9 protein-coding genes are annotated in these 12,353 nt (G+C 47.8%); 2 read left to right on the top strand and 7 right to left on the bottom strand.

Features of this window, described 5'->3' with window-relative positions; all coding sequences use genetic code 11:
* The first annotated feature begins 46 nt into the window (after nucleotides 1–46).
* Nucleotides 47–1,723 carry an alkaline phosphatase D family protein gene (locus AF333_RS16105; protein WP_052811672.1) on the top strand — a complete coding sequence of 559 codons (1,677 nt, stop codon included), beginning with the start codon at nucleotides 47–49 and terminating at the stop codon, nucleotides 1,721–1,723.
* 133 nt (nucleotides 1,724–1,856) lie between these two features.
* On the opposite strand, the gene AF333_RS16100 is transcribed toward AF333_RS16105, so the two are convergent.
* From AF333_RS16100 to AF333_RS33730, 3 genes are all read right to left on the bottom strand, one after another.
* The gene (locus AF333_RS16100; protein ID WP_043063454.1) at nucleotides 1,857–2,117 is read right to left on the bottom strand and encodes a YqkE family protein; all 261 of its coding nucleotides are present in this window, start codon (nucleotides 2,115–2,117) and stop codon (nucleotides 1,857–1,859) included.
* A 187-nt stretch (nucleotides 2,118–2,304) separates the two neighbouring features.
* Nucleotides 2,305–2,553, bottom strand: coding sequence for a hypothetical protein (locus AF333_RS16095; protein WP_043063455.1), 249 nt, complete (start codon nucleotides 2,551–2,553; stop codon nucleotides 2,305–2,307).
* A gap of 37 nt (nucleotides 2,554–2,590) precedes the next feature.
* Nucleotides 2,591–2,764 carry a hypothetical protein gene (locus AF333_RS33730; protein WP_158502260.1) on the bottom strand — a complete coding sequence of 58 codons (174 nt, stop codon included), beginning with the start codon at nucleotides 2,762–2,764 and terminating at the stop codon, nucleotides 2,591–2,593.
* A 170-nt stretch (nucleotides 2,765–2,934) separates the two neighbouring features.
* Between AF333_RS33730 and AF333_RS16090 the strand changes: the two genes are divergently transcribed.
* Nucleotides 2,935–3,522, top strand: a complete 588-nt coding sequence (locus AF333_RS16090; RefSeq protein WP_052520404.1) for a 3D domain-containing protein — start codon at nucleotides 2,935–2,937, stop codon at nucleotides 3,520–3,522.
* A gap of 76 nt (nucleotides 3,523–3,598) precedes the next feature.
* Here AF333_RS16090 and AF333_RS16085 read toward each other — a convergent pair whose 3' ends face one another.
* The 4 genes from AF333_RS16085 to addB form a co-directional block, all read right to left on the bottom strand.
* Nucleotides 3,599–4,204, bottom strand: a complete 606-nt coding sequence (locus AF333_RS16085) for an MFS transporter (protein ID WP_052811673.1) — start codon at nucleotides 4,202–4,204, stop codon at nucleotides 3,599–3,601.
* 84 nt (nucleotides 4,205–4,288) lie between these two features.
* A complete protein-coding gene (locus tag AF333_RS16080) occupies nucleotides 4,289–4,849 on the bottom strand; it encodes a TetR/AcrR family transcriptional regulator (protein WP_043063456.1) in 561 nt (186 codons plus the stop codon).
* A 118-nt stretch (nucleotides 4,850–4,967) separates the two neighbouring features.
* Nucleotides 4,968–8,792, bottom strand: a complete 3,825-nt coding sequence (gene addA / locus AF333_RS16075) for a helicase-exonuclease AddAB subunit AddA (RefSeq protein ID WP_043063457.1) — start codon at nucleotides 8,790–8,792, stop codon at nucleotides 4,968–4,970.
* Nucleotides 8,789–12,340 carry a helicase-exonuclease AddAB subunit AddB gene (gene addB, locus AF333_RS16070; RefSeq protein ID WP_043063458.1) on the bottom strand — a complete coding sequence of 1,184 codons (3,552 nt, stop codon included), beginning with the start codon at nucleotides 12,338–12,340 and terminating at the stop codon, nucleotides 8,789–8,791. Before addB ends, addA begins: the two co-directional genes overlap by 4 nt.
* Between the last annotated feature and the right edge of the window lie 13 nt (nucleotides 12,341–12,353).

Below are 12,353 nucleotides of genomic sequence, written 5' to 3'. Positions count from 1 at the left end.
AGAATTTGATTTCCACATTCTACATAGGAAAGGAAGGAATACTGTCATGGATAAAAAGCAGGAACGAGACGGAGAAAAAATGGGACGACGCGAATTTCTGCGTACAACAGGAAAATTTGCCGGCCTTACACTTGGTCTGACTCTATTAGGTTCGATGAAAAACTTCCCCGTAGATGCTGCACCGAAATTTAAGGCATATCCGTTCACCTTAGGCATCGCATCCGGAGACCCTTCGTCTGATGGTGTCGTATTATGGACAAGGCTTGCTCCTGATCCGCTAAACGGTGGTGGCATGCCACCACATAATGTACCGGTACAATGGGAAGTAGCAAAGGACGAAGGATTCCGTCATGTCGTTCGACGCGGCACAGAATTCGCCAAGGCGGCACTCGCCCACTCCGTGCATATAGAAGTAAATGGACTACAGCCCAATACGGCATATTATTATCGTTTCAAAGCCGGAGCGGAAATTAGTCCTATAGGACGTACAAAAACCCTTCCCGCGATAAATGACTCTGTTGCTCGTCTAACTTTTGCGTTCGCTTCATGCCAACAATATGAACACGGATACTTTACCGCATACCGCCGTATGGCTGAAGAAAATCTTGACGTTGTGTTTCATCTAGGCGATTACATTTATGAATATGGAGCAAACGAATATAAGGCGGACAGCGGAAATGTTCGCACACATATCGGAGCCGAAATCATAACACTTGACGATTACCGCAACCGATATGCACAGTATAAAGCAGACGCAGACTTACGGGAAGCACATGCCGCTTTTCCGTGGATTGTGACCTGGGATGACCACGAAGTGGAAAACAATTATGCGGCAGGAATACCGGAAAAAGGCCAGCCTATCGAACCGTTCATACAAAGGCGCGCTGCCGCCTATCAGGCATATTACGAGCATATGCCACTTCGCCTCTCTTCCCTCCCACACGGGACAGATATGCGGCTGTACCGGCGATTTACATATGGGAATCTGGCCGAGTTTCACGTTTTAGATACGCGCCAATATCGTGACGATCAAGCAAACGGCGACGGAAGCAAGCCCCCGAGCTCCGAATCGCTTGATCCGAATCGTACACTGCTCGGCGACAAGCAAGAGCGATGGTTACGAGATGGGCTTACCCGCTCACAAGCACGCTGGAACGTACTTGCCCAGCAGGTATTTTTCTGTCAGCGTGACTATACGACAGGTCCGGCGCAAAAATTCAGCATGGATGCCTGGGATGGATACGCCCCTGCTAGAGATCGAATCGTACAAGCAATGGCTGAACGTTCGGACACGAATTTTGTCGTATTGACCGGAGATGTTCACGCAAACTGGGCTGCCGAAATTAAACAGGATTTCAATAACCCCGCCTCTAAAACACTCGGAGTAGAACTTGTCGGCACTTCGATTACGTCCATTGGCGACGGTTCAGATGTTCGGGACGATACGGAACGCATTCTCGCAGAAAATCCGCATATCCTGTTCTTTAACAACCATCGAGGCTACGTACGCTGTACCGTAACGCCTGAAGCATGGCAAACTGATTATCGTATACTACCATACGTAAGCCGTAAAGGCGCGCCGATTCTTACCCGCGCTTCCTTCGTAACCCAAAATGGAAAACCGGGCTTGACCCTTATTGGAGAACAACCTGTTGCCTCCAGCTCTACCCCAGCTCTTACCCCACTCTTAACGGGCAGTAAAGCCCCCATCTCAAGCATCTGAGGAAACAAAGAAGGTAAGTGGGGGATGAGGAACCCCCTCACTGATGGAAGTTTCGCTTTATCTAATCGTTTACGCTCTTATCAAAAGACACCCGGACAGCCTTTTATGGCCGTACCGGGTGTTTTCTGTCATGTTATTTGAACTTTTTCCAATCCAGGCTGCTTTCTTCAAACAAATCTGCAAACGATTTGTTTTTTTCTTTCATTTTTTGTTCAGCTATTTTACGCTCGCGTTCAGCTATTTTACGTTGTTCTTCTTCCTGACGCATCGCCCTAGATGCTTCTTTCAGCTTTTCCAACGCATCATTGCCGATTCGATCGCGCAACGTCGCCCCCTGGCTTTCTGTCCGGGTTTCTGACGCGGCTGAATTTTGTCCTCTTTTCTGCTTCGCCATATCTCGGTTCCCCCTCATGAAATTTCCGGTCTTTTTATCCCAGTCCAACGGGCAGTAAGACCCCGATACGTACAACGAACCATCAGTAAGGAAATGAAGAAAATCCCTGTTGATGGAAGTTTTACTTTATCATACCACTAAAATAGGGGTGCTGAAAACAGTTTCAGTCACCCCCAGCTTATGGATATCATCTCTTATAGTTATTGGCCATGGCGACAAACGTTTGTTCATCCTCTGTTAGCCCGCAGGCACCGCATTGAATTCGACGGACACTCCCCTGATACGGTAGGTGAAAGGCGTCCAGCGCGCTCGGTTCATATTCCTGTACTACCTCGCCGTTCTGCGGGTCCATTTTGACATACCGCGGCACCTGTTCGATAATCGCAAATCGGGTTCGATTGCTTTTGCAAGCCGGGCATAAATATGGTGTACTCATTCTTTTTCCATCCTTTCTTGCTATGCAATATTATCTCCTAGCCACGAAGCTTTTCTTTCAGAAGGCCAATCGCGTAAGCCAGCCCCTTCGCACGCCCGATTTCCTTGTATACTTCTTCGCTTTCAGGGCGGTCACTGGCATTAAGTGCGGCCTGAATTTGCTCCTGCTGGATATCAGCGATGAGCTTCTCAATGTCCTGCCGACCCATCATCTTCCTCCCACCTTTCCATGCTTCTTTTTCTATCTTGTGAAGAACGAGGGTTTTTATGCATCAATTTCCTGAAAGTAGAAAAAAGTTCTATCGGATAGACCCATCCCATATGAATAAGAGAAGTCAGCGAATGTTTCGCTAGGTTACTAGGAAAGAAGAAAGGAGAACGAATGAAGAGAATATCACAGATTATCTGTTTCATAGTAGGATTGGTATTGGCGATATGGTGTGGACCTGCAAAAGATGGAGATCTCTCAGTCAAAGCAGCAAACATAAAAGAAACGAGGACAATTACATACGTTTCAACCTCAATTGCGAAAACCATACAAAAGAATAAAAGCCACCGACCGTCGCTCGCTGCAGCGATACATAGTGAAAATATGGACGAGCAGAATTTACCCGCCCGCGGAAATCCGCCTGTCCGTTACCTGAAAAAATTTCGCGGAAATATATCGGCCTATACAAATGGCCTTTCGGAAACGGGGAAATCCTCTCGTCACCCTCTTTACGGGATTACGGCCAGCGGCCACCGAACGAAAGTTGGTTACACGGTGGCCGCCGGGCGTCATATTCCGTTCGGCACAGTGCTCTACATTGAAGGGGTCGGTTATCGGACCGTTCATGACCGGGGCGGTGCGATTAAGGGGAATAAGATTGATGTATTCGTATCAAGCATAAGTCAAGCCAATACGTTCGGACGGCGGGCACTTGACGTCTATGTCGTAAAATGGGGCGACGGAAAGCGCAAGCGGCGCTAACTGCATCAATAGATGATCAAAAAAGCGGGCATAGTACTTTCTACGCCCGCAAACATCCCACTTTCTATGATGGTTCTTATAATCGCAGTTCCTGCTGCTTTTTTGTTCTCAATGTACGACCGAGTACACCTATAAAAACAAGGATGACGATACTAACAGCTATAATGGCACTCGGTATTGGCATCACATCGGTTAGTACGCCACCGATAAGCGGCCCAAAAATCATGCCGACCGCATGAAACATATTAAAAAGAGCGTAGGCAGCACCATACGAACCGCTTCCTTCGTTGTCTACAATACTTGCAAGAGACGATAACGTAGGAGATAAACTTAAACCGATGCTAGCCCCGACAAGAATCATGGCTCCGGCCACCTGCCAAATCGCTTGCGACATCACTACTAACGGCATCGTAACAGTTAGGCAGACAAGTCCGCCCAGCATTAAAATATTCGGGTTGAACCGGTCTGATAACGGGCCGAAAAATGGCGTCGTCAGCAGGAGGGCCACGGCATAGCTGCTGAATAATATCCCGAGCATCGTCGAAGAAGGCTGGAACTTCTCTGTAAAATAAGGAATGACCGGGATAATCAGGCTGTATAGCAGCATATCGATAAACAGCACAGAGATGACAAGGCCTAAGCCAATTCGTTGTTGTTTACTTATTTGTAGACGATTGGACATCTTTTTACTCCACCTCAACTCACGAAACTATTAATGTTTTTTTAGTTTTTTTCACCAAAAAAGAAAAGAATAAAAGACAGGCGATTATCTTTTATTCTCCGGCACTAACCCGAATAGCAGTACATCTACAATGGAAGAGAGCGCCTCTGGTACTGAAATATTGTTCTGCATAAAGAAGTCCCGGTCAAGCGTCGAATTAGCGGCATCAATGAAGAGCTTCATAACGAGCGCTACATTCATTTCGGCGAGCTGTCCTTTACGAATTCCTTCCTCGATTAGGAAGCGAAGCGCCTCCCAATCATTTAACGCCGCATGTAATCTTTCCCATTGCTTTGGGAAATACCGTTTCATTTGCTCGAATACGCGTAAGTCATAAAACTCCACGTAGTTTGGCATAACAGTGACGACCCCTTTAATTTTCTCGAGTATCGTTAGCTTCTCATCCTGGACAATGATTTCGGTTTTCGCATCTACTTCTGAAAAAGTTTGCTCGATAATTGTTTCTAAAATCTCTACTTTCGAAGAAAAGTGTTCATAAAGGGTCCGCTTACTAATTCCAAGACGTTTCACCAAATCGTCCATCGTAAATTTCATACCGTTTTCGCGAATTTCTTCGATAAATGCTTTTAGAATCCGTTCTCTCATTATCAGTCCTCCTGCTATCCGATCAAAAAACTATTTAAACAAATATAGTTTTTATAGTGTTCACAATACCAGAAAGTTTATCACTTTGCAACTCCGAAAGAAACAGCACACGCCATACTTACAAATACAACGTACGACCCCCGTCAAAAAAGTATACTATTTTTTCTTTTACCGGGCGATTTGTAATCTTTGTAACAGCACGTGCATAATTGTCTAGCTGTTCTTTATATCTTGCCTGAAGCAGCTCGTCCGACAAGTCGACGGTGCGGTCTGTCTTATAATCAAGCAATAACCAGCCTTCCTCCTTTTCAACTAAACAATCGATTACCCCTTGCAGCAGCACCATCTCCTCATGGGAGCCTTCCCCATTCTGTTCTTCCCAATTGGTATATATCTCCTGGGCAGGCACCGGTAAATTAAATGGAACCTCTCGATAAACACAACGTCCTTCACGTACCTTATGTCCCGCTTCACTGGTGAAAAATTGTTCGATTTTGGTCATATCAATGGCTGTTGCTTCCATTGGCGTTAACAATTCTTGCTGTACCATACGTTCTACTTCCTCCGCGATTTCTTCTCCTGTCAGTACCCTGTCAAGTGGCAACTGTTGCATAACCGTATGTGTCGCTACCCCGATTTCAACTGCATTTAGCTTCTTTTCGGATAAAGACCGTGGCCGTTCCGCTGCATCGCTGCGAAACAACCCCGGCAGATAGGAGGGTCCATCCAGCTCCTCTGTTTGAATGGCGGTCTGTTGACGTCGCTTTAATTCAGAGACGGACATCTTGGATAAATGCTCGGTCGCGGCATTATGTACATAGCCCCAGGAAAGCTGATGCTCTACCTGCTTCTTATAAGAACTTTCGATAGGCACCGGTTGCCCTTCGGCAATCGCCTGTTCCATCTCTTGTTGTATCCGCTTTTCTTCTTCAAGTGTAAATATGAGAGATGAGGCAGGAACGCATGTAACCAACCATCGCGAATCATGATCACGTACACATGCTGGCACACGTTCAATGCCATCCATTATGGCATATAGCGTCTTAGCATGTCGGTGACGCAGCAATGCCGGGCCGATCCAATCAAGATATGTACGACCTTTGACCAATTCATAATCAGGAAGCGTCCAGCCGGAAACGGATGTATGCCGTACCCACTTCTCCACAGCATTAGGCAGATGTTTTGCTGTGCCAACCAAGAATAATTTCTCGCGTGCACGGGTCAAGGCCACGTAGAGCACCCTCATCTCCTCTGCTAACTGTTCCAGGCGCATACGCCGCTTCATGGCTGCATGCGACAGCATTGGAAAGCTAACACGCTGTTGCGGTTCTACGTATTTCGGGCCAAACCCAAGTTCCTTATGCAATAGAAAACTTCCGTTTAAATCCTGAAAATTATGCTGCTTGGCAAGCCCTGCAACAAATACCACAGGAAATTCTAACCCTTTACTTTTATGGATGGTCATGATACGTACAACATCCTCTTGTTCACCCAATGTACGTGCCGTACCAAGGTCTCCGCCCTGCGCCTGCATTTTTTCGATAAACCGTAGAAAGCGAAACAATCCACGGAATGTCGTCGCTTCGTATTGACACGCACGATCATAGAGCGCACGCAAATTAGCCTGCCGCTGTTTACCACCTGGTAATCCACCAACGAAGTCATAGTAGCCGGTCTCGCGATAAATATGCCAAATAAGCGTGGATAACGCTCCCTGTCTTGCTTCGGTTCGCCAGCTCTCCAATTGGTTTCGGAACTGCTGAAGCTTTTCAAATAATGGTAAACCACTTTCTTTATTTTGTTCCAGGTAGGCGAGTAATGCCTCATAATATGGCTTATCTTTTTGGGCTAGCCGGATCTGTGCCATGTCTTCCGCGCTGATCTGTACAAGCGGAGAACGTAGCACTGCGGCAAGCGGGATATCCTGAAGCGGATTATCGATGACATGCAATAACGATGTCATAACTTCGATTTCTGTCGCCGCAAAATAACCACCGGATAGCTCAGCATATGCCGGAATACCGTGCCATTTGAATTCTTCGGCCATCACCTGGGCCCACCCGCTCACCGAACGAAGCAGGATAACGATATCCCGATATTGAACAGGCCGCATCGTTTTGCTTGTTTTGTCATATACAAGGTACGGGGAATGATCCGTGGCACCGACTAATTGTTTAATTTTACTGGCGATGAGCCGTGCCTCCAATTGTGCTGTCTCCAACTCAGACGCATCGGGCATGAGCTCTTCACCGGTAAAGGGAACTGCAACATCGGGCTCGGTACCGTCCGCTCCGATATCCATTTCTTCTTCATCGGCTTTTTCTTCATTCCGGTCAATAAACAATACCTCGATGCACGAATCAACGCCTTCGGCCTCCGGATAATCCTCGGCACCGAGCACCAATTGCGCTGCATCATCGTATTCGATTTCTCCGGCAGCTTCTGTCATGATTTGCTTAAAAATAAAGTTCGTACCGTCGATCACTTCACGGCGGCTGCGAAAGTTTTTGGCAAGATCGATTCGCTTACCGCCTCCCGCTCCATCACTGGTATACGTCTTATACTTATGCAAGAAAAGGCCTGGTTCGGCCAAACGAAACCGGTAGATGGACTGCTTCACATCTCCTACCATAAACAGATTGCCTTCCGAGTCCCCGTCTTTTGTTACAAGACGAACGATCGTCTCCTGCACCTCATTCGTATCCTGATACTCATCGACAAGTACTTCACCGAACTGCGCCCGATATTCCAATGCCGCAGCGGATGGCAAAATCCGGTCCGGCCCGGCCTTTTCATCACACAGAACCTTCAGGCAGTAGTGTTCCAAATCCGAGAAATCGACCAATCCTTTTGCTTGCTTCAAGGTACTATAGCGTTCACCAAAACGACGGACCAGCTCAATAAGCTTGTCGATAAGCGGAGACATCTCGCGGGTAAGTTCGAAATAGTATTGCGGAGGAATTGCGAACATTTCTCTTTGCAAGTTCGCTACCGTATCTTTTACTCTGTCACGCAGTTTTTTTGCTTTCTCAATTAATGCTTCGTCGCACTCTTTCTTTTTGCACGGTTTCAGTTTGCCGAACGCAGCATTCTGGAATGCCTCATATAGTTCGTCCCATGAACCCGTACATTTTGCCAGCAAGCCCTCGATAAGCACCTCATCTTCTTGAAAATTCGCCAGGTACGGCAAGGGTCCGCCACTCATTTGGGCGATCTCCGCTCCTTGACGTAGCAATTCGAGCGCTCCGGTAAGCTCCAATTGCACATCGTTTCGTAAATAGCGAAACCACGGTAAATCGTAGAATGCTTCAACTGTTTCTACCCGATACATACTCGCCATTTCATCCAGCCAATGCTCCGGCCACGGATGACTACGGGCAAAATCATACACTTTTAATAGTAAATGCTGAAGCGCTTCGTCCCCCCTGTCTCCTGTATAGCTATCTATTAAACGAAAAAAGAATGGATTATCCTTTTTCTCATATTCTTCTTCTAATAATTCATCCATCGCTTCCTGACGCAGCAGCTGTGCTTCTGTACTGTCTGCAATACGAAAAGAAGGATCGATATCTATTAAATAATAATAACGCTGTAGCACTTCCATACAAAACGAATGCAGGGTCGTAATTGAAGCCCTGTTCAACAATGTCACTTGTCGGCGCAAATACGGAGAAGGATTAGCTGCGACTGCTTTTTCCAGCGCCGCTCCAATCCTGTGCCGCATCTCCGCAGCTGCCGCATTCGTAAACGTCACCACCAGCAGATGGTCCACACTAAGCGGATTGTGTTCATCGATAACGCGGCGAATAATACGCTCGACAAGCACAGCTGTTTTTCCTGAACCTGCAGCAGCAGCTACTAATACATTCGATCCGCGTGCCGCAATGGCTTCCCATTGTTCATCCGTCCAAGTACTTTCTATCGGTTTTTCAAGCGTCTTCATACGTTTTCCCCCTTTCCTTTCTCCGCGATCTCCTGCCACATTGCCTCATCCGACTCTCGTCGTAACACATGGAATTCGCCTGGTTCTACCATTTGATCGAACTGGCAAACGGATTTGAAGGTACAAAATGTGCAGGCAGTACGTTTCTTATGTCGATACGGATAAATGGAAATATCGCCATCCGTAATTCGCTGTCCAATCTCGCGGATCATTGCGCGTGTATAGCCGCGCAATTGATCAAGTCGCTTGGAGGAAATGACTCGAGATGTGCTGTAAAATCCGCCGTCTTTTTTCAGCGCAACTGGTAGAATATCTGAATAACCGGTCTCAAGCTCCGTATCCATCAACCGCACAATCTCTTCGTTTTCGACGAGCAGCCCTTTCATCTTGAACCGCTTCCGGATCTCGCCCTGAATTTTGTCTTCAGAAAGAGGAACAAGTGAACGAAGTAATGGATTATGAACATGGAAATACAGAATACCGGCCGGTACGGCTGCTTCGCCAAAAAATGCTTCCGCCTGAGAAATAAGCACATCTAGATACGTCAGCATTTGCAAGGATAAACCAAAATAGACGTCTTCAATCACCAAGTCTTTGGCGCTGGACTTATAGTCAATAATGCGCAACAGTAACCCTTGCGTACTTTCTGCACCGTCCACCCGGTCGATACGGCCTACCAACTCCATTGTGCAGCCGTTCGGCAAATCAAACATAAGAGGAGGTAATTGGGCGCCGGTACCGAATCCGAGTTCAAGCGCCCGCGGCGTAAATTCACTACGGCGTGCATGCTCACCCAGCATAACAGCGGCACGTCCAACCACATTTTTCAGCTTATGCGTGATATAACGGTTACGGCCTGAACTAAGCAGAATTTGCTTCTGAAGAAGTGGCGATAGAACATCGACTTGTTCCGCCGCCAGCTTGTGCATCTGTTCCGCCTCGAGCGCACCCCATTCCACTTGATTCTTCTCCATATGTTCCCCGACCAGCTTCAGTGCTGCATGGAACAATTGTCCGATGTCCGGAGCTTCCAGCCTGTATAAATCACGTTCATGAAGCTTCAGTCCATGCGAAGCGAAATGTGAGAATGGACAAGCCTGAAATCGTTCCATCCGCGAGACACTGGCACGTATTTTCTTACCGTATAATGCCTGACTTGTTTCCTTCTTCAAAGCGCGTTCTTCGTTGCGATAAAAGAGTGCCCGGGTTACACGCGCCTGCTGATCCGGCATCTCACGGATAAGCCAGTTGTACGCGTCCCACCAGAACGGTGCAAGCCCGTATCCTTTGCGCCATTGCTGTAGTTGGGCGCTAAGGTAGGATAGAGCGCGGGATGGGTTGGCGAGAAAGGCAAGCTGTTCTTCTTCCGCAGCAATCTCCGCCACTTCTGTCGTAACAAATTCTTCCTTTACTTGCGGAAACATTTCCTTCATCCGTTTCATGAAAGCTGATGGAAGTAGTCCCTTTCCTTCCTCGTCCGCCAACGCATAACTGAGGAATAAACATTCAGAGGCTGAGGCAAGCGCCCGGTATAGCATGAATTCTTCTTCCATCAATCGGCGGCGGCTGCCCGGTCCAAGCGACATCCCGTTCGCAAGAAGCGACTCCCGCTCTCCTTCGGAAAGCATCCCGTCTTCTTTCGGCCGCGCTGGAATAACACCGTCGTTTATTCCGAGAATGAATGCGCATTTTACATTGGCGAAACGAGTTCGATCTATACTACCTACCAACACTTGATCCAACGCCGGCGGCACGAGTGCAAACTTCAAGTTTTCCATTCCGGCTTCGATCACTGAAGCAAACGTCTCCATATCCATACGTTCATCGCCCATCACCTCGACGATTTGATCCAGCATGTTGATAATAGCTTGCCATACTTGTCCGTGCTCACGAGCCTGCTCAAGCCGGTGTGCTTCCTTCGCCGCTTCGCTCCATTGTTCCAGACGCTGAGGCACATTTAATTTCATAAGGAAAAGATACAAGCCTTCACACAATCCACGGACATTTTTCGCTTTTGTCAGCGCCCGTTCCAATTGTTGAAGCGGAACTGTAATACGCTGACGCAGTTGCGCAATTTCCTGCTCCATCGCCAGCTCTTCATCACTTTGTCGCATAGCGGCTGCTACCTCGACCGAGTTCTCATCCAATCCCCGATATACGCGATATTTCCATTGCCAGTTCGGATCAGTCCAACGGTAACCTTCAATCCCATGTGCCAGCACATAGTTCTCTACTCTATCAATCCGGTGACGCATCTCCTCCGCTGTCTCTTCCATTTCGGGCTGAAACAATAATTCCGTTTTAATACAGCGGAAAATTGCTTCATATCGCCAGTTATACCGAATAACTTCGAGCGCGGAACGAATAAATTCTGTTAGCGGATGGTGCAGCATCGGCCGTTTCTCATCGAGAAATACCGGAATACCATAGTCTTCGAAAACAGTAGTAAATAGATGTTCATAGTCTTTAATATTACGTACGAGCACTGCGATATCACGCCAGCGGTATCCTTTATCTCGCACAAGCGAAAGAATGCGCTGGGCCACTCCTTCTACTTCAGCGCGCCGATTGGCAGCGGCGGCAATCCGAATAGAATCTGTGGAATACGGATACGGACGTACAGGACGCCGATCATAATGCGCCTCAAGATGGGACAGCGCCGGGTTGTGAGCGAACCTAGCTACCGGTCCAGTCCGGGAGAGTACGACGGGAGCATCTACACGAACGCCGCTCTTCTCTGCCAATTCCATAAGTACCCGATATGTCATGGCTGATGAATAAAACAAATCTAGCTCATCCGGCACAGTACCGGAATCGCTCGGATAATCAAGCGTCAATGTAACAGACATGTCGCCTGCACATGTCCACAACTCCCTAAGTACCAAAAGCTCCTGGGGCGTAAAATGCTCAAACCCATCTACCCAGATTTCAGCGCCACGAATGTAGCGTGATCGCTCTAATCGCTCCGCAAGCAATGGCAGATAATGCTCCGTGTCCAGGTATCGTTCTGCTAAATAACGTTCCAGTTCATCATATATAAGATGCATATCATGCAGCTTATCGGCGAGAAAGCCGCTTCCGCTTCCTTCACCTTCATCCCGCCGAATCAGCGCTTCCTGCTGGACAAGTAAATCTTCCGCTGTCATTCCATGCCGCACCAGCTCGCCGTACATTTCTTCCAGCTGGTCAGTAAAGCCGTTCCGATCCATCGCACGACCGAATACTCGAAGCTCTCCGCCTCGTTTTTCAAGAATACGACGTAATATCATCTTCATTCCCGTGTCATCAATATGTATACGAGACAATCCGCCTACCTCTTGCAGAATCTTCCATGCCAAACGGCGAAAACTAAACACCTGAGCACGCATCGTACCCGGTAAACCTACCTGAGCAGCCAGTTCATATTCGACCTGGAAGCTCATCTGTTGCGGTACGAGATAGATAAGCGGCGCCCCCATCGGTTGTTGCTGCTGCCGTTCGCGAATTTCCTGCATACATCGTGTGCTTTTTCCACTGCCTGCACGTCCGACGATTATACGAAGGGCCATCGTTTCTCAACCC

The organism is Aneurinibacillus migulanus (assembly GCF_001274715.1).
GTDB lineage: Bacteria > Bacillota > Bacilli > Aneurinibacillales > Aneurinibacillaceae > Aneurinibacillus > Aneurinibacillus migulanus.
Note: the sequence above shows the minus strand (reverse complement) of the source record. Positions and strands in the feature narration are given on the sequence as shown.

What these genes read in the sequence shown, in the direction of transcription:
- AF333_RS33730 (WP_158502260.1), bottom strand. Translation starts at nt 2,764, where the DNA reads ATGATGGGTCGGCAGGACATTGAGAAGCTCATCGCTGATATCCAGCAG.
- AF333_RS16090 (WP_052520404.1), top strand. Translation starts at nt 2,935, where the DNA reads ATGAAGAGAATATCACAGATTATCTGTTTCATAGTAGGATTGGTATTG.
- addB (WP_043063458.1), bottom strand. Translation starts at nt 12,340, where the DNA reads ATGGCCCTTCGTATAATCGTCGGACGTGCAGGCAGTGGAAAAAGCACA.
- AF333_RS16085 (WP_052811673.1), bottom strand. Translation starts at nt 4,204, where the DNA reads ATGTCCAATCGTCTACAAATAAGTAAACAACAACGAATTGGCTTAGGC.
- addA (WP_043063457.1), bottom strand. Translation starts at nt 8,792, where the DNA reads ATGAAGACGCTTGAAAAACCGATAGAAAGTACTTGGACGGATGAACAA.
- AF333_RS16100 (WP_043063454.1), bottom strand. Translation starts at nt 2,117, where the DNA reads ATGGCGAAGCAGAAAAGAGGACAAAATTCAGCCGCGTCAGAAACCCGG.
- AF333_RS16105 (WP_052811672.1), top strand. Translation starts at nt 47, where the DNA reads ATGGATAAAAAGCAGGAACGAGACGGAGAAAAAATGGGACGACGCGAA.
- AF333_RS16080 (WP_043063456.1), bottom strand. Translation starts at nt 4,849, where the DNA reads ATGAGAGAACGGATTCTAAAAGCATTTATCGAAGAAATTCGCGAAAAC.
- AF333_RS16095 (WP_043063455.1), bottom strand. Translation starts at nt 2,553, where the DNA reads ATGAGTACACCATATTTATGCCCGGCTTGCAAAAGCAATCGAACCCGA.